Origin of the sequence: Nonlabens sp. SCSIO 43208, from assembly GCF_050703575.1 — a bacterium.
In the GTDB taxonomy this organism is placed as follows: Bacteria; Bacteroidota; Bacteroidia; order Flavobacteriales; family Flavobacteriaceae; genus Nonlabens; species Nonlabens tegetincola.
Window position 1 is genome coordinate 2,489,914 of sequence record NZ_CP065365.1, and the last position, 22,974, is coordinate 2,512,887.

At 36.4% G+C, this 22,974-nt stretch carries 21 protein-coding genes; 10 read left to right on the forward strand and 11 right to left on the reverse strand.

Going from position 1 to position 22,974, the window contains the following annotated elements; genetic code table 11:
• Positions 1-31: 31 nt before the first annotated feature.
• Both I5168_RS11420 and I5168_RS11425 read left to right on the forward strand, forming a co-directional pair.
• The gene (locus tag I5168_RS11420; RefSeq protein ID WP_431471836.1) at positions 32-1,570 is read left to right on the forward strand and encodes a YifB family Mg chelatase-like AAA ATPase; all 1,539 of its coding nucleotides are present in this window, start codon (positions 32-34) and stop codon (positions 1,568-1,570) included.
• 63 nt (positions 1,571-1,633) lie between these two features.
• Positions 1,634-1,996 carry an Hpt domain-containing protein gene (locus tag I5168_RS11425; protein ID WP_042278527.1) on the forward strand — a complete coding sequence of 121 codons (363 nt, stop codon included), beginning with the start codon at positions 1,634-1,636 and terminating at the stop codon, positions 1,994-1,996.
• On the opposite strand, the gene I5168_RS11430 is transcribed toward I5168_RS11425, so the two are convergent.
• Both I5168_RS11430 and I5168_RS11435 read right to left on the reverse strand, forming a co-directional pair.
• Entirely contained in the window at positions 1,986-2,414 is a 429-nt protein-coding gene (locus I5168_RS11430; protein ID WP_431471837.1) for a DUF4268 domain-containing protein, read from the reverse strand. The two genes, I5168_RS11425 and I5168_RS11430, sit on opposite strands and share 11 nt — an antisense overlap.
• Before the next feature lie 105 nt (positions 2,415-2,519).
• On the reverse strand, positions 2,520-4,949 hold the full coding sequence (locus tag I5168_RS11435; RefSeq protein ID WP_431471838.1) for a prolyl oligopeptidase family serine peptidase: 2,430 nt from the start codon (positions 4,947-4,949) through the stop codon (positions 2,520-2,522).
• Between the two features lie 123 nt (positions 4,950-5,072).
• Between I5168_RS11435 and mnmE the strand changes: the two genes are divergently transcribed.
• Positions 5,073-6,509, forward strand: coding sequence for a tRNA uridine-5-carboxymethylaminomethyl(34) synthesis GTPase MnmE (mnmE, locus tag I5168_RS11440; protein ID WP_431471839.1), 1,437 nt, complete (start codon positions 5,073-5,075; stop codon positions 6,507-6,509).
• A 96-nt stretch (positions 6,510-6,605) separates the two neighbouring features.
• Here mnmE and I5168_RS11445 read toward each other — a convergent pair whose 3' ends face one another.
• Positions 6,606-7,106 (reverse strand): DUF2306 domain-containing protein, encoded by a 501-nt coding sequence (locus I5168_RS11445; RefSeq protein ID WP_431471840.1) that lies wholly within the window; start codon positions 7,104-7,106, stop codon positions 6,606-6,608.
• A gap of 287 nt (positions 7,107-7,393) precedes the next feature.
• Entirely contained in the window at positions 7,394-8,608 is a 1,215-nt protein-coding gene (locus I5168_RS11450; protein ID WP_431471841.1) for a hypothetical protein, read from the reverse strand.
• Positions 8,609-8,899: 291 nt separating this feature from the next.
• Between I5168_RS11450 and I5168_RS11455 the strand changes: the two genes are divergently transcribed.
• Positions 8,900-10,135, forward strand: a complete 1,236-nt coding sequence (locus tag I5168_RS11455; protein ID WP_431471842.1) for a hypothetical protein — start codon at positions 8,900-8,902, stop codon at positions 10,133-10,135.
• 328 nt (positions 10,136-10,463) lie between these two features.
• On the opposite strand, the gene I5168_RS11460 is transcribed toward I5168_RS11455, so the two are convergent.
• The gene (locus I5168_RS11460; RefSeq protein WP_431471843.1) at positions 10,464-12,269 is read right to left on the reverse strand and encodes a GDSL-type esterase/lipase family protein; all 1,806 of its coding nucleotides are present in this window, start codon (positions 12,267-12,269) and stop codon (positions 10,464-10,466) included.
• Positions 12,270-12,388: 119 nt separating this feature from the next.
• On the opposite strand from I5168_RS11460, the gene I5168_RS11465 reads away from it, so the two are divergent.
• Positions 12,389-12,883: a hypothetical protein gene (locus I5168_RS11465; protein ID WP_431471844.1), complete on the forward strand. Its 495-nt coding sequence runs from the start codon at positions 12,389-12,391 to the stop codon at positions 12,881-12,883.
• 106 nt (positions 12,884-12,989) lie between these two features.
• On the opposite strand, the gene I5168_RS11470 is transcribed toward I5168_RS11465, so the two are convergent.
• Positions 12,990-13,328: a DUF779 domain-containing protein gene (locus tag I5168_RS11470; protein ID WP_431471845.1), complete on the reverse strand. Its 339-nt coding sequence runs from the start codon at positions 13,326-13,328 to the stop codon at positions 12,990-12,992.
• Positions 13,309-14,832: an aldehyde dehydrogenase family protein gene (locus I5168_RS11475; RefSeq protein ID WP_431471846.1), complete on the reverse strand. Its 1,524-nt coding sequence runs from the start codon at positions 14,830-14,832 to the stop codon at positions 13,309-13,311. Before I5168_RS11475 ends, I5168_RS11470 begins: the two co-directional genes overlap by 20 nt.
• Positions 14,833-15,052: 220 nt before the next feature.
• On the opposite strand from I5168_RS11475, the gene I5168_RS11480 reads away from it, so the two are divergent.
• Complete coding sequence (locus I5168_RS11480) at positions 15,053-15,958, forward strand: AraC family transcriptional regulator (RefSeq protein ID WP_167341791.1); 906 nt, start codon at positions 15,053-15,055, stop codon at positions 15,956-15,958.
• Between the two features lie 60 nt (positions 15,959-16,018).
• Here I5168_RS11480 and I5168_RS11485 read toward each other — a convergent pair whose 3' ends face one another.
• The 3 genes from I5168_RS11485 to I5168_RS11495 are packed head-to-tail and all read right to left on the reverse strand — an operon-like array spanning position 16,019 to position 18,533.
• Positions 16,019-16,606 carry a DUF6642 family protein gene (locus tag I5168_RS11485; protein WP_085774491.1) on the reverse strand — a complete coding sequence of 196 codons (588 nt, stop codon included), beginning with the start codon at positions 16,604-16,606 and terminating at the stop codon, positions 16,019-16,021.
• Positions 16,607-16,630: 24 nt separating this feature from the next.
• A complete protein-coding gene (locus I5168_RS11490; RefSeq protein ID WP_431471847.1) occupies positions 16,631-17,308 on the reverse strand; it encodes a HupE/UreJ family protein in 678 nt (225 codons plus the stop codon).
• Positions 17,301-18,533, reverse strand: a complete 1,233-nt coding sequence (locus tag I5168_RS11495) for a DUF4198 domain-containing protein (RefSeq protein WP_431471848.1) — start codon at positions 18,531-18,533, stop codon at positions 17,301-17,303. Before I5168_RS11495 ends, I5168_RS11490 begins: the two co-directional genes overlap by 8 nt.
• Before the next feature lie 300 nt (positions 18,534-18,833).
• Here I5168_RS11495 and I5168_RS11500 point away from each other — a divergent pair, with 300 nt between their 5' ends.
• Positions 18,834-19,196, forward strand: coding sequence for a DUF6567 family protein (locus I5168_RS11500; protein ID WP_431471849.1), 363 nt, complete (start codon positions 18,834-18,836; stop codon positions 19,194-19,196).
• A gap of 71 nt (positions 19,197-19,267) precedes the next feature.
• Here I5168_RS11500 and I5168_RS11505 read toward each other — a convergent pair whose 3' ends face one another.
• A complete protein-coding gene (locus I5168_RS11505; RefSeq protein ID WP_431471850.1) occupies positions 19,268-19,981 on the reverse strand; it encodes a hypothetical protein in 714 nt (237 codons plus the stop codon).
• 350 nt (positions 19,982-20,331) lie between these two features.
• On the opposite strand from I5168_RS11505, the gene I5168_RS11510 reads away from it, so the two are divergent.
• Genes I5168_RS11510 through I5168_RS11520 form a run of 3 tightly spaced genes read left to right on the forward strand, consistent with a single transcriptional unit; the run spans position 20,332 to position 22,841 of the window.
• On the forward strand, positions 20,332-20,505 hold the full coding sequence (locus tag I5168_RS11510) for a hypothetical protein (protein ID WP_431471851.1): 174 nt from the start codon (positions 20,332-20,334) through the stop codon (positions 20,503-20,505).
• Positions 20,506-20,540: 35 nt separating this feature from the next.
• Positions 20,541-22,172: a tetratricopeptide repeat-containing sensor histidine kinase gene (locus tag I5168_RS11515; protein ID WP_431471852.1), complete on the forward strand. Its 1,632-nt coding sequence runs from the start codon at positions 20,541-20,543 to the stop codon at positions 22,170-22,172.
• Positions 22,173-22,175: 3 nt separating this feature from the next.
• Positions 22,176-22,841, forward strand: a complete 666-nt coding sequence (locus I5168_RS11520) for a response regulator (RefSeq protein WP_431471853.1) — start codon at positions 22,176-22,178, stop codon at positions 22,839-22,841.
• Positions 22,842-22,974 lie beyond the last annotated feature (133 nt).

A 22,974-nucleotide genomic window follows, 5' to 3' on the forward strand; every position in this document is an offset into this window, starting at 1 on the left:
TCTTACTATATTTAAAGCCTAATCAAACCACATGCTCACAAAAGTTTATGGAAGTGCCGTCTTTGGAGTCGAGGCACAAACTATAACTGTTGAAGTAAATGCTGCAACAGGAATAGGATATCACCTAGTAGGTTTGCCTGACAAGGCTATAAGTGAAAGTAGTTTTAGAATTACAGCTGCTTTATCAAACGTAGGTTATAAAATGCCTGGTAAGAAGATGATAATCAATCTTTCACCAGCCGATTTACGTAAAGAAGGTAGTGCTTATGACCTACCCATTGCTCTAGGTATTCTCAATTCTAGTAAGCAAATAGATAGCGATCAACTGGGAGATTATATCATTATGGGTGAAGTATCACTCGATGGTCAACTACAACCCATTAAAGGAGCCTTACCAATAGCCATAAAAGCAAGACAAGAAGGGTTTAAAGGTTTTATTCTACCCAAACAAAATGCCGCCGAAGCTGCTATAGTAGATAATCTAGATGTATACGGAGTTGATAACATATTGGATGTTATTCAATTTTTCAAAGGAGAAAAAGAATTAGAACCTACGATTATAGATACTCGTGAAACCTTTTATCAAGCTCTTGAACATCCAGAATTTGATTTTGCCGATGTAAAAGGTCAAGAAAGTATTAAACGCTGTATGGAAATTGCGGCAGCAGGTGGCCATAATATTATTCTCATCGGTCCACCAGGAGCAGGAAAAACGATGCTCGCCAAAAGACTACCATCTATATTGCCACCTATGACTTTACATGAAGCTCTTGAAACGACTAAAATTCACAGTGTAGCTGGAAGAACGAGTAATCAAAATGGACTCATGGCACAACGACCTTTTAGGAGTCCACACCACACTATTTCAAATGTAGCGTTGGTAGGTGGTGGTAGCTATCCACAACCTGGTGAAATATCATTAAGTCATAATGGGATACTATTTCTAGATGAGTTACCAGAATTTAAACGAGAAGTGCTAGAAGTAATGCGTCAACCTCTTGAAGATCGTGAAGTTACCATTTCAAGAGCAAAGTTTACCGTTACCTACCCATCAAGTTTTATGCTTGTAGCAAGCATGAATCCTAGTCCAGGTGGCTACTTTAACGATCCAAATGCTCCAGTACAATCAAGCCCGGCAGAGATGCAGCGCTACTTAAGTAAGATTTCTGGTCCGCTACTAGATCGTATTGACATTCATATTGAAGTGACTCCTGTTCCTTTTGAAAAACTTACTGAAGAAAGGCAAGCAGAAAATTCAGCTGAGATAAGAAAACGAGTTACAGCCGCAAGAGATATTCAAACTGAACGCTTTCGCGAAAGCGAAAAAACCCACTACAACGCTCAAATGAATACTAAAGACATACGACAACATTGTGTTCTTGATGTGGCAAGTAAGGAACTACTTAAAAATGCTATGGAACGTTTAAACTTGAGTGCTCGAGCTTATGACCGTATTCTTAAAGTTTCTCGAACTATTGCCGATCTCGAAGGAAGTAAATCTATCAACGGTACCCATATTGCTGAAGCTATACAGTACAGAAGCCTAGATCGTGATGGATGGCTAGGTTAAAAACCTTTGATTTTTACTGTAAGAGTATTTTGAATAAATGAATAATTGTTTAGTTTTGAAAGCATGGGGCAAAGCACAATTCTAGAATTACAAGGATTAAAAGAAAATTTTGGCGATGATAATGAAATTATCGTATCCATATTAGATATGTTTTTACAAGAGGTACCTACCGATTATGATAATTTAAAGCAAGCCGTAGAAAATAAAAATTATGAAGCTGCTGGACTACTAGCTCATAAAGTTAAAAGTAGCTATCGTACATTGGATATGGAAACGGAAACATTCTTGCTACAAGAAATTGAGAATAAGGCTAAAAACAACGAAGACCTAGAAGATGTGCACCAACTGTTTGATCAATTTAATCAGAATTATCAAGAAGGATTAAATCAGGTCAAACTTACTCTAGATCATCACGCTAGTCTTTAATAAAATCTTTATAGTCTAAAAAGAAACGCTCTAACTTATCCATATTCTCATAGAAGAATTCATAGACTGCAGGCCAATCTGTTTGTTTCTGTATTTTTACTTTATCCAATTGAACATAAACTCTTGATATCTCCTTTCCAGAATCTAGGTAGTAACTTTCCTCAAATATGAGGTCTTGACTTACCTCATCTTTAAGTATGCTTTTAAGACTGAGGAGCTTGTCGTAATAATACGCTCTTAACAATTCATCGTCATGGGTTATATCTATACTGACTAATGCTTTTTTATGCTCAAATGAAAATTTTAAAGCAAAGTCCTTAATCTTTGTATTGTACAACAACCATTTACGATCGTATCGTTTACCAAACATGGTCCAAAATTGTTGTCGTATTTGTTTAGCCTCTTCTCGCGAATACATATGGCAAAGGTACGTTTTAAGGTATTGAGTTAATTAAAAAAGCTGCTTAATAAACATCTAGTTTTATTAAACAGCTTTATGATTTGTGAGTAGTTCAAATACCTACTACTCTGCAGTATTTTTATTTTTTACATGCTTTTCTAACCATTGATCTTGTTCCCATAATACATGTAGAATAGATTCCTTGGCAACATAACCGTGACTTTCTTTAGGCAACATTACTAGCCTAGCTTGAGCTCCTAATCCTTTAAGAGCATTGAAATAACGCTCGCTTTGTAATGGATAAGTTCCACTATTATTATCAGCTTGTCCATGTATTAAAAGAATTGGTTCATCAACTTTTTCAGCATTCATGAAAGGTGACATCGTGTTGTAAATTTCCGGTGCTTCCCAGTAACTGCGTTCTTCACTTTGAAAACCAAATGGTGTCAAGGTTCTGTTATAGGCACCAGATCGTGCAATTCCTGCAGCAAATAAATCAGAATGCGCCAGTAAGTTTGCAGTCATGAAGGCTCCATAACTGTGACCACCGACTCCTACTCTATTACGATCGACATATCCTAATTTATCAACAGCATCTATTGCAGCTTTACCATTTGCTACTAATTGCTTGATAAAGGTATCATTAGGTTCCTCATCACCTTCTCCTACAATAGGAAATGCTGCATCGTCCAAAACGATATATCCTTTCATTACCCAATAAACAAAACTTCCATAGTAAGGATAGGTAAATTCATTTGGGTTTTGAGTGTTACGGCTAGCACTTGCTTTATCCTTGTATTCTCTAGGATAAGCCCAAACTAGCATAGGCAGTTTTTCTTTCTTTGATTTATCATAGCCTGGTGGTAAGTACATGGTTGCACTAAGCTCTAGACCATCATCGCGTTTATAGGTAATTACTTCTTTTTCCACATTTTGAAGACCTTCAAACGGGTTTTCAAAGTAAGTAAGCTGTGTTACATCATTTCCTTTTGTAATATCTCGCATATAGTAATTAGGGAAATCAGTCGCAGATTCAATACGTACTAGCACCTTACCGGCTTTCATATCGACTACATCAAGAAGACTTTCTTTTTTATCAGTATACTTTGACTGGTAAAGGCGTTGTTTTTTACTACTGTTCAAATTAATCTTATCGATAAAAGGAAACTGCCCTTCTGGAGTGTATCCAGCTCCCATAAGGTAAGCTTGATTCTTATCTAAAAGTAGCACACTGCGATTGTATTGATTGCGAGTAGTTACAAACCTTCCAGGATCGGCATAAACGTCTTGATAATTTAAGTCAAATAATACCTGAGCATCTTGATTTTTATCACTCGGATTAAATTTATACACCTTACGATTACGCGTGTTCCACCATCGGTCATAGGCTATAGCAGTGTTCTTATCACCGTATTGAACACCTGCAAATCTATTAATGGTTCTCATCATCTCACTAGCCGTTCCTTCTTTAAATGGCACTTCCCAAGAGTAAAGGACATCCCTATGACTAACCTCAACAGCTGGATCACCACCATCAAGTGCCGTCACGTAATGAAGAGTATGTGGGCGATCTGCACGCCAGCCCAAACTACGTTTACCTGTTCTTGTAGCCATAAAACCTTTAGGCATTTCTTCTATTAGAGGAACGTCATTCACCTTGGCAACCATGTTTCCATTATTGGTGTAAACGTGACTTACTTGTGGAAACCTTCCATAAGTAACAATGTAGCTAAATGGTTTTTGAAGTTTTGTTACCATAACGTGTGATCCATCTGGTGAGAATGAAATACCACGATACATAGCATCTGGTAAAAAATCTTTTTGAGTTCCATCAAGATTCACTAGTACAATTTTACTCAAGGCCAATTGTTCAAAATTGTGTTCGTCGTTTGGATTTTTAAGAAGGTCTTGATAAGTACGGTTTTGAGCTTTGGAACCATCACTAGTAGATATGGTAGGACCAGTAGGAACTTTTTCACTGGTATCAATTAAGGGTTTACGGTTGTTACCTAACATCTTTACGAGTAAGGATTTTCCGTCTTTAAACCAGCTTATAGGATTACCCATATTCGCGTTTACTGTAGCATCAGTTATTTTACGAGCAGCAGCTTTTTTAATATCCAGTACCCATACTTCGGTCCCATTTTCAACAGTATTTGTCATTGCGATCATCGATTGATCGGGCGACCAGGCGATGTTTGCAAGTTTCGGTTTTGCTGGCAATCCAGTAACAGTCTTTGGTTCATTACCACCTACTTTTTGAACCATAACTTTATTATAAAAGGTAGTTCTACTTCCTATATTGGTTTTAGGGTTGATACGTAAACCTGCAAGTCGCATTTCCTTTTCAGATAAATCTTCAATGGATTTGTAGGTATCACGATTAATAAGCACCATGTATTTTGCTTCATCATCCATAAGTACAGTAGGTGGACGATCATAATCCACCAATTTCATAATTTCCTCAGGTGGTTGCTGGTAAGTTAATTTTTCTTGTGAATACCCTTTAATTAAGGTTAATAGGGCAATCACACCTATCCAGATGTGTTTCATCGTAAGTATTTTTTAAAGTTAGTGGCCTAAAGATAGTACGTGACTTTTAAGGATTGTATCTTTTTAACGCATCGTTCACGTATTTGAAAAGGGCAGCTACTATTTGTTATATATCTTTGCAACATGCATGTAAATGATACTATAGTTGCTTTAGCCACACCATCTGGAACTGGTGCCATAGCAGTGGTACGTCTTTCTGGACCAGATTCACATTCAATAATACGCTCTATTTTTAAGCCCGCTTTCGCGAAAGCGGAATCCAAAATAAATCCTGATAATTACGATCAAATAAAGGCAAACACCATCACTCTAGGTCATATTTACAATGGCGATAGAATGATTGATGAAGTACTACTATCTAAATTTGTAGCACCAAGGTCTTATACCGGTGAACACGTAGTAGAAATTTCATGTCACGGATCTATATATATCCAACAAGAAATAATCAATGTGTGTCTTAAAAATGGTGCACGCATTGCAGAGGCTGGCGAATTCACTCTACAAGCTTTTCTTAATGGAAAAATGGATCTTTCACAAGCAGAAGCTGTCGCAGACTTAATCTCTAGTGAAAGTGCTACTGCTCATCAAATTGCTATACAGCAAATGAGAGGTGGTTTTTCCAATGAACTACAAGTCTTGCGTAAAAAACTACTGAACTTTGCTAGCCTAATTGAACTAGAATTAGATTTTAGTGAAGAAGACGTAGCTTTTGCAAATAGAGACGAGTTAAAATCACTTTTACAAGAGAGCCAACTGAAATTACGTAAACTCATAGATTCTTTTGCTTTAGGAAATGTAATTAAAACCGGAATTCCTATTGCAATTGTAGGTGAACCTAATGTAGGTAAGTCTACCCTACTTAATGCTTTACTTAATGAAGAAAAAGCCATTGTAAGCGATATTGCAGGTACTACCAGAGATGCTATTGAAGATGAAATCAATATTGACGGAATCAGATTTAGACTAATCGACACTGCAGGAATTAGAGAAACTAAGGACAAAGTTGAAAGTATAGGAATTGAGCGTTCTTATTCAAAAGCAGAGCAATCAAAGCTTGTATTGTACTTGCTAGACGCTACTCAATTAAATACCCAACCGCGCATATTACATTGTTTAATGCGTATTCACATCATGCGTGAAAAGTTTCCTGACAAACCCTTGATCGTAATCTTGAATAAACTAGATCAAATAACTGGTCTAGAGCACGCTGAAATAAGCAAGCAAATAAAATCAAAACAACCCGATGTTCATTTAATTAGTTTGAGTGCTCAATCAGGTTCTGGTGTTGACGATCTTAAGAAAGCACTGGTGGACAGTTTTAATAGTGGTGCGTTGTCCCAAGACAGTACCGTGGTAAGTAATGCACGCCATTATGATGCTTTACAACGAGCCTATGCTTCATTACTTGAAGTGCAACAAGGTATGGTACAAGAAGTAAGCAGTGAGTTTCTAGCGATAGATATACGAGCGACTGCCGAGGCTTTAGGCAGCATTACCGGTGAGATTACCAATGATGAACTATTAGGTAATATTTTTAGTCAGTTTTGTATTGGGAAATAACTTTTTTCTTAGAGGTTCTTCAGACCCATAATTGACAGCCATACATAATTACTTTGTTTGAAATCAAAGCTTACTAGACAGGAAGTTGCCCAGAATTTATTTTGATTGAGAAAAAGCATCGATCCAGTTATTCAGTTTCTTTTTGAATACTTTACTACCTGCATAGCCTACAGCTCCTGCCGATATACCTACTAAAGCATAAAATATTCCATAAGTATTTTTGATACTTAACAGCATTGGTAGTCTCGTAAAAACCTCGGCAGTAAAAGCACAGTACAATCCTATAACCGACCAATACATCCATGATAGATGCATGATAATGGGCTGTTTAAATCTGGACTTAAAATAAAGAGGCAACATTCCTAGCAGTAATGTTACAGTGCTTATTACTGCAAAAAAGTGTAGTACCCCAAAGCTTCCATGAACTCGATAAATCATAAAAGAAGTAATACATACCAAAATCATAGCGACTCCATAAATGCGACCAATTTGTTTATGTAAAACAGTTCCCTTTGTTTTAATTAAAATAATTGTTCCAGTAATAAGGGCTAGAATAGCAGCGATTGTGTGAAACCAACCTATAAAATCATGTGGCATGGCAGTAGTTTTATGGTAAATGTAAAAGTCAAGCAAAACAGGATCAAGGAAATAGTACCGAATTGTAATAATGAACGACTCAATTGTAAACACCTTTTTTTCTAGTGACTAAATTTTGTTCTGATCTGGTAATGACAGAATCAAATCACCCTAGTAGAATTGGTAATCAACAGCTTCATAAACTTGATTATTATGTGTTTTACTTCGCTTTCGCGAAAGCGAACTAACTTACCTTAAATAAAAAAAGCCTGCGATGCAGGCTTTTAATTTAAGTTTTAAATGACTATTTATTGAGCATTATCACAGTTAATAATTTGTCCATAAGGCATTTGTCCATGAATAACACCACCAAATTGAGAACTACCGTATCCAGAACCTGTATAAGGTTGCTTGATTAGAAAACCTTGTAAGTAGCAGTCGTTGTTTTTATTTTTTTCAGTAAAAGCTCCCTTAATCCAGCGATACATAATGTGCCCTGTATATTTATTCCTTACGATATTCCAGTCGTTGGATTCAATATGGATTTTTAATAATTGAGCACCGTCTTTTTGAATGGTTTCTTTAACCTTTTTAGTAGCAAAACTTAGTAGATCGGCATTTGAATTCATACTTCCAGAACTAGGCATTTTAATACTACCCTGTTTTGCCATTTGAGCTTTTTTATAGTTTTCTTGTAAAGAGGCTTCAAATTCTTTGACGATATCTTTTGATTTCACCAGCCATTCTTGATGTAATTGTGGGTCACCAGCTCCTACGATATTTAATACAGTAATATCTTCTTGATTCATATAAGAAGGTACGTTAAAAGCATGACCACCAACATGAGATCCAGCATAGACTACAAATAAATCCTTATCAATCAGCATACCTCTTACTAGAACAGGTCTACCCGTACCGAACTCCATAACCTGAGAGCGGTCTGGTCCTACTTTAGTAGTGAACATACCACTTACCATCTCATAACCTACTGTACCTTCCGGTGACATAGTTTCTAAATCGGGAGTTGTTAAAAATCGTAACCAGGCGTACTCTGGATCTTGATAGGGTAAAATATCTACGTTATCACCTTTATCAGTCATTTGACGTCGTAACATAACTCTATCTACTCCGTAAGCACTTGTCCCAGAAGAATAAGCAAACGGATAGGATAAATACAGGAACTCATCACCTATTGCAGAAGAGCCTGTTTCTTGAACTGCGCTAGCTTGTTCTTTTTTCTTTTCTCGATATTTTTTGTAATATAAATCTTGTTTGGCTTTATCGTTAGGATATTTTTTAGCTAATTCCTGCCTCACCTCTTCATCAGAGTATTCTTGTTGATTCGAGTTGCTTTTTACCAGTCCAGTAGCTTCTTGGTCTTGTTTGTTCTCTTTGGTGCTAGATTTAGGATCTATTTCTTTTTCAATCGCTGCTTTGGCTTTTTTCTTGAGAATTTTTCCAAATTGAGCTTGAGCAGTAAAGGAACTTATAACTGCTAAAGAAATAAACAGTATGTTTTTCATGAGAATTGGATTTAAGATTGTTAGGATTCAAAAGTCCCAATCTATGGTTGATTAATTGATTGCTTTTTTCTGTGCGCAGTTAGTTTTTTTCTAAATAGCTTTAAAATCAGTTTTTAGGTAGTAAAACACTTAAACATTCTGACTGTAAATTGGTTATCAATAATCGATTAACTTAAAAATAACCTGGTACAGTCTCGATTAAAAAACAAAAAATTACGGTAAACAAACAACTGAAAAATTTTAAGGAAGATTTTTAAGGTAAATTATTCTATACGAATACTTTTGCCCGTTATGAAGCAAAAAATTACAGTCATTTTATTAATGTTGTCAACTTATCTAGTTACAGCACAGGTAGGGATAAATACCAATTTGCCTCAAACGACTTTGGACGTACGAGCAACGAATCATATGGGTGCAAATACTGCAACCGACGGCGTTTTAGTTCCTCGTGTGACAACTCTTTCCACAGATGGTGTTGAAAATGGACAATTAATCTTTCTGGATAATGACTGGACTGACGATCTGGGAACTACTTCTACCAGCGATGATATCGACTACACTGCTGGATTTTATTTTTGGAGTACAGCAACTAGTTTATGGACACCTATTAATACTAATATTGAACCATGGAACGAAGCTAACACTACTAATCCTGCGACTCAAAACACTCAAAACATTTACACGATGGGACAAGTAGGAATAGGAACTACAAACCCTTTAGGCGCATTACATATTACTACTGAAAATTCTAGAGATGTGCTATTTCTGCGATTCATCGATTCACCAGATGATGACCTTGATATCGACCTTTTAAGATCCAGAGGTACCCTTGCTTCTCCAGCAATTCTAGCGGATGACACACGTATCGGCGGATTACGTGGGCAATCTTTAACTAATCCCACTTCATATACGTTTAGACCAGCTGCTGAGGTTTATTTTAAGAGTGATGGTACTTCAAGCACATCAAGTAGCGCAGGTAAAATAGTGCTTGCCACCACACCAACAGGCTCATTAAGTACGGTAGACCGTGTTATCATACGTGAAGATGGCGATGTAGGGATTAACCAGCCCAACCCTGATGCAAAACTAGACGTTAATGGTACCGTAAAAATCACGGATGGTACACAAGGTCCTGAAAGTGTGCTTACTGGTGATAATCAAGGAAATGCAAGTTGGGATAGACGTGCCATCACAAAACACACTCACACGTATATGCCTGGAACCACAACAGACAAGTTAGTTGACATTGAATGGATAGAAATAGAAAATAACGGTACTAATGGTGAACTTACCATTAGAAACACCAGTACCTTTACACTACGTTATGCTTGGCATAGCAATTTTATGAGCAACACTGGATCGGGAAACCTCGGTGCCGGAAGTACTACAACCATTGCAATCGGAACATCAAATGATGTAGAAATAAGAGCTACTAGATACTCTAGTAATGAAGAGAATAGCTTAATTTTTCAGGGAACGATAATCAGTGGAAACGTCAAAGGATTTGCAACTTTTGATCAGTATTAAATCATAAAAAAAGCCACCATGCGGTGGCTACTTATTGTTACTAATTTGTTGTAAGAACATCCAGTTCTTGTAACAAGGCTCAAGATTACTTCTTGCCTGCCTTGCGAGAAGTTTTAGCTTGTGGTTTGCTAGCTGCAGGAGCTTGTTTACCAAAGTTTTTAGCTTCTTTCTTAGGTTTGTTTGCCATGGTATTATGACTTTAATTATGATGTAAATGTGCATCTGTTTTCATCGTCACACATTATTTTTTTAGTTAAATTTTTACCTGTTTTTAGTTAAATTTTCATGACTGTTCAGAACGTAAATAATACATTTAAAAAACTCATTATCAACCTCTTATTACCCGGTATTGTTTCCCTGAAATAACTAGTATGTAGCAACCTGTATTTAGCCACTGTACATCAATGAATCCAGAGGTCGTTCCTGTTGACACTACTCTACCTTGTAAATCTATAATTTCAAACGTTTCTAGTCCTGATAATCCATTTATTTGTAGCGTGTGGTATACTGGATTAGGATGAATACTCAATTCAGTAATTTCTGAATGGTCGGTGATAAGAAGATTGTCAACTCGATTTTTAATATCCGTATGTATTCCAGACTGTACCATTCTCTCAAAAAATAGTTGATGTGCGGCGTTATTTACATGAACTCCATCACCACTATCAAACTCGTCGAGCAAACCATTATCTCCAGGTACAGGTAATCCTGACCAAAAGTCGACAGTAGTGCTAGGATACTGTTGCCAGGTAGCTGCAAGCATACCTTGCTGTATGGATAGTTTTGAAGCATTATTACCGAAATCTCTAGGTTGAGGTGTCGTTTGCCACACTGGGATCCAATAAGAACTAGCCTCTGCCATGATAATAGCATAATTGGCAAGTTGATCATTTACTGAATAAGATCTAGCCGCATCGTTACTGGGTAAATTAATGATAACACCATCAGCGGTGGAATTGATCGCAGCAGAAATATTACCATTATTATTGATAGTCTCATTCACACCTGTAGGAATGGTACTTCCAGATGGTAATAAGTTATAGGTAACCTGACCACCTACAGCTAGATTTTCCACTCGATACCTTGTATCTAATTCATACAAATACCTCTCGTATTTATTCACCCAAGTGTTGATTTCATGTGATGGACCTGTTCCTGCCGCCGTGCTACTACCCAAAATGAATATATCGTAGAATACGCCATCATCAGGTATTATTCTTATGTCATTGCTTTGCTCACTTAATCCGTTACCAGAAATTCTAAACTGATAAATCCCTGTGTTTGGCGGCACGGTATAAGTAAACCTGCCTGTTACTGCTGGAACTGTAGATACTGTGGACCAACTGGCACCATTATCCTGAGTAGCTTCAATATCTACAGTAGCAATACCTGAACTACGCCATTTAAATTCTATTGTTTTGCCAGATTCCCATGTTGCTAATTGTTTAGGATAAAGTAACTCCAATCGATTAGTGATAAATACTGACGATAAAGTAGTATCGTGTTCAATGAGTTCCATCGCATTGATATAAAAGAATCCACTTGAACTTGTATTATTAGGTCCGGCAGTTAATTGAATGTTTATTTCGCCCTGTGCGTCTGGTTGAACGTTTAATAATTCTATGGTTTGATCAGTGTTATTGGATGGATTTAAGTAAACGGTTTGGGAAGATTGTCCAGATATAAGGTAACTCGTCTCACGATTATCTGTAACACCCATTCTAGAAGCAAAAATCTCAAAGGAATAATACTTGGACGGTAATAATCCCTTAAGTACAAAAGCTGCTGTAGGATTAGTACTGTTTAAAAAAGGTTGTGTATTTCCAAAAAAACTGTCGCTAGATTGACTACTTTGATAACTCAACGAACTATCGGGAATTGAAGCTCCTGAGGTGTTGACACTCCTAAAATCGTCTGTCACCTTAAGAATGATATCAGTTTGTACGCCATCAGAGTTTAATAACCTGACTTCATCAATAGTACCGGCATTAAATGATCTAGCAACGTTGTTAACGGCGCCATAAGTTCCGCGAGACAAACTAGAACTACCAAAATCAAAAGAAAAACGTTGTTGCGCACACAAAAATGTGCTACAGAACAAGGATAAGGTTAGAATAATTGGTAGTCTTAACATACTATAAAAAGCTATAAGATAGGATTGATTGAAATATACAAAATTCTAAAATTCAACTTACTACAAAAACCTAACTAACAAAATCGTATCTTAGATAAATTTATATAAATAACTGAACCATGAAATTAATTCAATCCCTAGCTGTTCTATTTGTAGTTATGATAAGTTTATCATCTTGCAAACAAAATCCAGCTGAAAGCGCCGAACACCTTGCCCTAGTAGAAGCCCATGAAGAAATGGAAGAATCTCACATGATGATGAAGGAAGCACATAATGCCATGTCTGATGATCATTCTGAAATGATGCTTGAACACGAGCAAATTGAAAATGATAGTTTGCACATGATAACAGAACAAAAACACAGCATGCTTCTTTCTAAACACGATGAACTACTAGCCAAACACAGTAATTTGTTAGAACGTCATGCTACTCTAGAAAAAGATCATAAATCAGGAAATGTAACCCTAGAAGACATGAAAAAAGACCATGAGAACATGATGGAAGAGCATCAAATGATGAAGAAAGAACATGAAATGTTAGAAAAAGAACACGAACAAATAAAAGCCGAGGATTCCAAAATGATGGAAGAACATCAAAAAGAGGACGAGGCATAATCGCACCATCATAGATAAAAATGTCCTGAAACTTCAAAAAGTTTCAGGACATTTTTTGATTCTAAACTATTCATTATAAATCCGGTTTTAAAACAAAGGCACTACCCTATTCGCTCCATATATAAAATCGTTTGTCTAGAGCCACTTCAAGAGAAAAGCCAGCAGCATTTTTATCATGCACATCGATTACAAGACTATTCTTGAATCTATCAATCGTAGCTTTAGGAATAAGCACCTTTACAGGTGGCTCATTGTATACAACAACATCATTACTGTCGCTATAAAACTCATCCTGTAAGTAGCAATTAGGAACAGTGCCATCACAACATCCATCACTTATGTGGACTACTAAAGAACCCTGAACCTTCAAACGATTCAGGAGTTCTATAGCATCAGGAGTAAAGGTTACTTGAAGAGATTGTTTACTAGAAAAATCCGAGTGCATTTTTATCATGGCTTATAAGCATGTTTTTTGTCTGTCTGTAATGATCTAGCATCATTTTGTGATTCTCGCGTCCTATACCTGACTTTTTATAGCCACCAAAAGGCGCATGAGCTGGATATAAATGATAACAATTTACCCAAACACGACCTGCTTGAACAGCTCTAGAAATTTGATAGGCTTGGTGTGTATCTCTAGTCCATACTCCAGCTCCTAAACCGTACAAGGTATCATTTGCAATTTCTATAGCTTCGGTCTCGTCTTTAAATTTGGTAATACAAGCTACAGGACCAAAAATTTCTTCCTGAAAAACACGCATTTTGTTATTCCCTTCTAATAAAGTAGGCTGTATGTAATAACCGCCTTCTAATCCTTCATTATAGGCAGCTTTACCACCTGTGAGAACCTTACAACCTTCTTCCCTACCTATATCTATGTAATTTAAAATTTTGTTGTATTGTTCCTCGCTTGCTTGTGCGCCCATCATAGTATTAGGATCTAAAGGATGACCTAATTTTATAGCATTTACACGTTCAACCAGTCGTTCTATAAATTTGTCATAAATACTTTCCTGTACCAAAATTCGAGATGGACAAGTACACACTTCGCCTTGATTAAGAGCAAACATAGCTGCTCCTTCTAAGCATTTATCAAAAAAAGCATCGTCCTCATTCATAACATTAGCAAAGAATATGTTAGGCGATTTTCCTCCCAATTCAAGAGTAACAGGTATTATATTTTTAGAGGCATACTGCATGATTAACTGACCTGTAGATGTTTCTCCCGTAAATGCTACTTTGTTAATACGTGGACTAGAAGCTAGAGGTTTTCCTGTCTCTACCCCAAAACCGTTAACCACGTTTAAAACACCATTAGGTAATATACCATCGATTAATTCCATAAGAATCATGATCCCTACAGGCGTTTGTTCGGCTGGTTTTAACACCACACAATTTCCTGCTGCTAGTGCTGGTGCAAGTTTCCATGTTGCCATAAGTAAAGGGAAGTTCCATGGAATAATTTGTCCTACTACACCTAAAGGTTCCTTTACATTCATGGATATTGTAGTTGCATCTAGCTCACTTACTGAACCTTCCTCTGCGCGTATTACTCCTGCAAAGTATCTAAAGTGATCTACCGCAAGCGGTAAATCTGCTGCACGAGTTTCTCTTAAGGCTTTACCATTGTCCCAAGTTTCTGCTCTTGCTAGTGCTTCTAGATTTTCCTCGATCACATCGGCGATTTTAAGAAGCATGTTACTACGCTCGGTAGCCGATGATTTGTTCCAGGATGGAGCAGCTTCCCAGGCTGCATCCAGCGCAAGATCCACATCTTCTTGCGTAGATCGTGCTACTTTGGTAAAACTAGAACCATCAACAGGAGAAATGCTGTCAAAATATTTTCCTTGAACAGGTGCTACCCATTTTCCTCCTATATAATTATCATATTGACTTTTAAAGGTTGGTTTTTGCAGTTGCGTTGCCGCTGTAGTTTGTACGGTACTCATAATAGTTGTTTTTTAGTTAATAGAAAGATTACTAGCGGACTAGAAAATCATTGACTAAAACTATTAAGTAAGATTGATGAAGTATTGAACAATACTATCATGCTTGTGAACTATTCCATCAACCTGTGTTAAATCGGTAATTTTAATCCTTATTTTTTCGTTACTTGACAATAAATAACAACTACTATTAGTAAATTAGTAGACTATTAGCCAAAACAGTATGCATTTATCGTCTTCCTATTTTAAGAATCGCAAGGTGGAAACCTTAATTGAAAATCAAACCTCATTTACTACGGCTAGATCTAGCATGCATATTTTTGAAACACAAAAAGTAACCGAGCAAGTACATCTCACCTTTGATAATACAGTACTAGCAACTATGATTGCCGGTAAAAAACATATGTATTTAAAAGGTATGCCTTCGTTTGATTTTTTACCTGGCGAGAGTGTGGTATTGCCACCGCAAGAATTGATGTGTATTGATTTTCCTATCGCTTCTCGAGAACGTCCTACACGTTGCCTAGCGCTTGAGCTAGAAACGGCTCAAATTCACAAAGTCGTTCAATATCTAAATGAATACCAACCTAAAGTAGATCACGGCGACTGGAGCTCACTCACAGCCAATCTTCATTTTGCCCATGATGAGGAAGTTACTAATATCATACAACGACTCATGTTCTTGTTTACCGAGGATCACAGTTCCAAAGATTTCTTTATCAACAACATGTTACAGGAGCTTATAATAAGACTGTTGCAACACGCCTCATTCAAACAATACGAGTCACCACATACTGCCTTACAAAACAGCTCACAGCGTTTTGCCTATGTCATGGAATACATCAAATCTCATTTGGATGGCGATCTAAGTATTGAAAACCTTAGCAAAAAGGCTTGTATGAGCACATCACACTTTTACAAAGCCTTTAAAAATGAATTAGGACTTACTCCTACTCAGTATATAAATAAAGTACGTATTCAAGCAGCGCGTCGCATGATTGACCAAACCAATTTATCACTCAAGGAAATTTTTATGGCTTGCGGTTTCAACAACCGTTCTTATTTCAACCGTCAGTTTAAAAAATTCTACAACATCAGTCCTGGAGACTTGCAAACAGGCCTCGTTTAACTCAGGAATTCTACTGGATTTGTTCTAGCTTGTAAACTTTATTTATGACGACAAATGATCCTAGTAATACAACCTAAAATCTAGGAGTTTACACAGTGCATATTGTTTTCTAAACATGTGTTCAACTACCTCTTTAATATCATCGTCCTCATAAAACAAATTAAAAAACAACCTATCTATAGTATAGGCACTTGTGGTGTTAGGTGAAGAAACTCCATAACCCGATACAGCTCGTGCACCCGTAACGTCTAGAAAATATTGTGATTCTTCATCGGTGAGATCCAGTAGTTTCTTATTGGCAAAATGAATCACTTTTCCATCCATTTTTCCTTCAAAAAGTTCGGCTATTTCTTCAATACTGTAGTAATAACCATTAATTAAAATAGAATTGGCCTCGCCAGGTAGTACGAGGTATATGATTTCATAATTTTTAAAATTATGATCGTCGTATAACAAATGATTCAGGCTTTCCTCTAGACCTTCAATCGTATCGCATGCCTTGTAAATACTCGTGATATGCTGTTGTTTAGCCAGATGCTCTAGGATTAAAACCACCTCAGTACTTTGCTCCACATCGGCATCGGGTACTACCTCTAGGCAGTAAATAAAATTCTCCACATCTGTATAGGCGATTTCCAGGTTGTTCATGATGGCAGGCTCTATTTCTGTGGATTAATGACCCGATATATACCCGTAAATTTGATACACAAACAAACCTATCCCAGCGAGTACTAGGTACCAATTTGTTGCTTTATAAAAGGCTTGAAAATGGGTACGCTTTCGCGAAAGCGTAATCACAAAAACTATAGGAATCAACGCGAGCACCTGTCCTATTTCAACACCTAGATTGAAGCACAGAATTTTGGCAAGGAAATCACCAGATCCCATTTCAAAGGATTGTAATCTGGTGGATAGACCAAAACCGTGTATTAGGCCAAAAAGTCCTACCATGAGCAGTAAATTAGGCGATTTGACTCGGATTTTTTTGAATCCACCTAAGTTTTCAAATCCTTTATACAGTACGCTGAGTGCGATTACGGCATCAACAAGATGCTCATTGGCCGTGATACCGGCATACGTAGCACCGATTAAAGTAATACAATGGCCGATGGTAAATACCGTGATGAATTTAAGAATGTCCTTAAAACTGTTGAGGTAAAACACCACACCTGCCAAAAACAGCAGGTGATCGTACCCAGTTAACATGTGTGTAGCACCTACTTGAATGTAGGCCCATAATCCACCACCGCGCAGCAATTCCTGATCGGCGCTGGTGACGTCGTGGGCAAAACCTAAAAAGGGTACCAAACACAGCCCTACCACAAGTAGGTACTTTATAGATTTAGGCATTGTTATTCTTGTTTTTGAACAGGAAGAATAAAAGACCTATAACTAGAATACTACCCAAAATAAAAATCCAGGTAGGAATGCCGTCTTCATCATGATGCTCGTGATCGTGATCGTGTGTGTGCGTGGCTGCACCGTGTTCATGGGTAACTTCAAAAGTAAGTGTTGCCCATTTAGACTGATGAGTAAGTGAATCGTTATCCTGTACTTCGTTCATGTGAATGGTACGTACGTAGTAGATACCGTCTTTTGGTAAGTCTACTGTTACCATTCCCATATCATCGGTTCTTATTTGTTGACCGCTGGTATGTGTGTGTGATTCCTGTTGGGCTTTTTGATCGTGGCTGTGTTCTTTTTCATGTTTATGACTGTGCGTACTACCGTCGTGCGTGTGCTCGTGCTCGTGATCTTGCGCAGCTTTGTCATGATCGTGGCTGTGCTCTTTTTCATGTTTATGACTGTGCGTACTACCGTCGTGCGTGTGCTCGTGATCTTGCGCAGCTTTATCATGATCGTGGCTGTGTTCTTTTTCATGTTTATGACTGTGCGTACTGCCATCGTGCGTGTGCTCATGCTCTTGTGCAGCTTCGTCGTGAGAATGGCCCGATGCTACATAATTAGCATACACTAATTGATTGGTGAGCGGTCTACCGTCTAACAGTAATTGCACTTCTAGAGTACCACCAGAATAGGTGTCGTAAGGATTTTGCATAGGAACAAATTCGATAGGATAACCTAAAACGGTTTGCCAGTCGTTGGTACGCGTATCACCTACTTGATAAATTGCTTTTACGTGTTTTTGATAGCTTTCAACAGCATCTTGATCTAGTTTTTGTTCTGTTTTGCGTTTTTCTAGCATGTCTAGCACACCATCGTGCTCTAGGTAGCTGTTAAACTTTTCAGCGCTTAATTCTATATTGCGAGCCTTAGTTGATACTCCAGCTACATAAGTTCCAGGTTGTGTTGCTTCAAACGAAACCTGAGTTATGGTGGTATCTATATCGGTCCATTGATCTTCTTTAATGCTGGTTCTTGTACCGTTTACGGTATAGGACGCATCGAGCATGCGGTCGCGAGTTATGGTATTTTCGCTTTTATCAAAAGTCCCGTTGTACAGCTGTAAGGTAGCTGTATCACCGGTAGATAAAAAGTAAGTTTCCATTTTAAGATACAAGTCGTGACTGCAGAGTAACAGCACCGCAAGAATTAAGTAGTAAGGTTTGCGCATGGTAATTTTTAATTTGGTTTCAAATATATACGAGCCACCACTCAAAATGGTTTTAAGTTTTGTTAAGGTTGGTGAGAAATGGTGTCATCACAAGGTATTACGAATAAACAATTTGGTTTCACTAAACATTGGTAGTCATCCATTTTGTCTGAGTTGTGTTATGGATTCATCCAAATAAATCCAGTTGTTACGGAAAACCGTAAGGAAAGTTTTACTCATAAAATTAGGTTTGCCGCTCAGTCGGAATAAGCTGAAAAACGACTTGAAACAGGAGTAGGCAACAACTAAACACTTTATTACATGAAAAGATTTTTATTAACTTTTTTAATGGCTGTATTGTTTCTGACTAGCTGTGCAACGCACCATGGTATTCCTAAAAACTACATTCAAAACTCTACTGAAGTAGTACTCACCCAAAATAATTTCAAGGTAATTGATATTGTAAAAGGAGAGTCTGAAGCTTCCTATTTTTTAGGTTTTGGCGGATTAAATAAAAACGGACTAGTTGCAGAAGCTAAAGCAAAAATGTTAGCATCAGCTCAACTAGAAGGAACTTCTAGAACCATTATCAACGAGGTAGTAGAAGTTAAAAGATCAGGAATATTTTTTATCAAAAAATATAAAGTTATAGTATCTGGACAATTGATTGAATTCGAGAATTAAAGATTTTTAAATGGGTTGTAAAAGAGGAAAGGAATTGTAATTAATTCCTTTCCTTTTTTATATTTAATCCTCTAATTTTTACAAACATATTTGTTGATCATATAATTAGTTATAGGTTTTAACGTCTTACCGGTCTCGGGATGTAAACCTAGGTCTGTAAAATATTCTATTTCTTTATTCTTATTCTTCCCATACCAGAAGCGAACACTGTTATCCTCGTTATAAAAAATGGTGTCGCAGGTGACTCTTACCTTTTTAAAAGATATAATTCGATCCTCTTTATATAATTTAAGTCTGTGCACACTGTATTTTTCAGCATCAAAACTTGTTTCAACATAATGGTCGTCCTGCCATACCATCCAGCGTTGCTTTTGAGAGTTTTTATATAGTAAAAAAACTATGAAGACTATAATACTAGCTGCGATAAAAAGTTTTATCGTTAAAGAATAATGGTGCTTGCTTTTTATAACTCCAAGTCTAGGTTCTACTGGTTTGGTGTTCTTGTTTTGAAAATAATCTTGATAACCTTGGAAGCCTAAGTATTTACATAGACCGTTGATCACAGCAATCTGTTTTATACTTATATCACTTTCATCATCCTCCAACTTGAGCGCATCGCCTCGGTAATCCCTCAAACTCCTTTCACCCAAAATAAAATCTTCTTTCTCTTCAATGAACATCGACAATTCGGTAGCCATTTGAGTTAAAGAAGGTTTTAACACACCTGTTTTTTTGATTTCTTGTTCCGCTTTCGCGAAAGCGTCTAAAATTAAAATCTTATTCATGTAACTGATATTCAGTTTTTTAATTACGGAAATTTTCTGGAAAACTAATTCTTTAAAATTTCCTATTCAATTCCACGATACTTCCCATCAAATTTTACAGACAGCTCTTTATTTGTTTCAGAATTAATAACCGCCTTACTCGCAATAGGGCTTGCGAATATTAATTCTACCATGGAGTTGCATTGTAAAACGAGACAACGATTTGGGAAGTAATTATCTCTTTTACTCTCGCATCTCCATACTTCCCTATGAAGAGAAAGCTCTTCAAATCATAGCAAGTGTTGCTAATTAAAATTCTCTGAGAAAACCTCAGACAGCAACACTATTGTCCAATCTTAAATCATTCAAATATGAAAAAAATAACATTAACAGTGTTTATGGGAATCCTCATTTCTACGTCTATATCATGTACACCAGATAGTATCATGGACGACATCAATGATAAACAAGCTTGTTGTGAAAATGAAGGTACTATCGAATTACCACCACCGCCACCACCGCCGGAAGATGACACAGAAGATTAATACTATATTTTCAATATAGTTATTACTTTAGAGGAATGAAATCAACCACCCTTTCATTCCTCTTTTTTACTATATCCCTATTACTGCTGCAGCCTTGTATAGCGCAAGTTTCTGACAGTTTGCAATATTATTCAAAGATTGTAAACAACCCTAAAAAACCAGATGACCTAGCCAAGGCATTTACCTTTTTTACAATAGAAAAAAGGAAGTATGCTAAGGATAAAAAAATGATCATCAATGAAATTCATGCTACACAGTTACTAGCTGAAATCCAGAAAAAATTAGGCTACTCTTCTGAAAATGAAAAGTTGAACCTAGAAAGTTTAAACTTATTAGAGCAACTGGAACATAAAACGGATTGGACTCACATCAGTTATTTGAGAATCATTAATGAGTTAGGTATTATCTATAGAGAAAGAAAAGATTATGCTCAAGCAATCAAATTATATCAAGAAGGGTTATCTAGAGCGACATCTTTAAATCATCAGTCTGTACTATTAAATAATATTGGACATGTATATGAATCCACAGAAGAGTTTGAAAAAGCACTTGATTATTACCAACAAGCCTATGATAAAGCAGTTGCTTCTTCTAACAAGCGAGAAACTGCAAGGTCCTTGAGTAATATGAGTTTTATAAAATCTAAACTTAACTTACCTAAAGCAGAAAATGGATTATTAGAAGCGTTAGATATTAGAAAAACGAATAAGTATAACTTTGATCTAAGTTCGAGTTATAATCATCTGGCTCGATTTTATTACGAAATAAAAGACACCATTTCAGCTAATTTATACACGGATAAATTTTTACAATTAGCGCTCAAAAATAAAAAAGCAGATCATCTACAAAGTGCCTTACGATTAAAGATAGAAACCGGTCAATCACAATATGCTAAACGATTTATTACCATTAATGATAGTATTAATAATTTGAAGAAAACACAACGTAATAATTTTAATTACTACGTGTATCAATATGATAAGAAGGAAAGAGATCTTCAAAAAAGCCAATTAATAAGTGAGCGATTGTTATATCTCTTACTTTTTATTGCCTTAGCTTCTTTGTCCCTTTATTTTATTTTAAAGTACAAGCATAAAAAAGAAAAATTACAAGAAGTTTATAATACTGAAACACGTATTTCTAGAAAAATACATGATGAGGTAGCCAATGATGTATATCATGTGATGACCCAGCTGCAAACCGGTACTAAGGATAACAAAGACCTTCTAGATAACCTAGAAAACATCTATTATAGAACTAGAGATATCTCTAAACAAAATAGTATTATCAACTTTAATATTCCCTATAATGAACTACTTACAGATCTGTTTTTAAGTTACCAGAATGATCAGGTAAACATCATTACAAAAGGCCTACAACACATTTCATGGGAGCGTTTAAACAATCCACAAAAAACAGCTCTCTATAGAGTGCTGCAAGAGCTATTAACCAATATGAAAAAACACAGTCATGCTAGCATTGTTGTGTTGAATTTTGAAGAAAAAGGAAAATCATTAAGCATTATTTATAAAGACAATGGTGTAGGTTCAACAGTAATCAAAGGTAGCGGTCTTCACAATACGGAAAACCGTATGCATTCTATTAACGGAACAATTACATTTGAATCACAAATAGACAAAGGCTTTAAAGCCACAATCATGATTTAAAAGATGTTTAAAAAGGTATTAATTTCAGACGATTATAGCAGTATTAATCAAGGTGTACTCGCCGTACTAGATCAATTAGGTATTACAAAGGTGAAACAAGTGCAATATTGCGATGATGCTTATCTCGAAATTAAAAGCGCTATTCTTAATGAAGAACCTTATGATTTATTTATTACAGATTTAAACTTTAAAACAGATCATCGCCAGCAAAAATATACCTCTGGAGAGGAACTTGCTGCACAACTGCGCAATGAGTATCCTGATTTTAAAATGATCGTTTATTCTGTAGAAGATCGTTTACAAAAAGTGCGTTATCTGATTAATTCGATTAAAGTAAACGCCTTTGTATGTAAAGGTAGAGATGGCTTAAAAGACTTGTCTAAGGCTATTACAGCAGTAAATCAAGATCAAATGTTTCTCTCTGGAGCTGTACAACAAGCTTTAAACCCTAAAAACAATCTAGAGATCAATGATTATGATATAGAGTTATTATCACTACTAGCCTCTGGACAATCTAAAGAAGCCATTAGTAAACAATTTAAAGTTCATGGCATCACTCCTAGCAGCCTGAGCTCTATTGAAAAAAAACAAGCAAAACTTTTATTACAATTTAGAGCCAACAACGCAACGCATCTTATAAGCATTGTTAAAGATTTAGGTCTTATTTAAAAAAAATCCATATTTACGGAAAACCGTAAAGTTTAAAGCTCGTTTCAATTTACTTTTACCGTACAATGGGTTATTACTCATTTATAGGGGAATGAGAGCGCATACTTGATAAGTATGCGCTTTTTGATTGAAT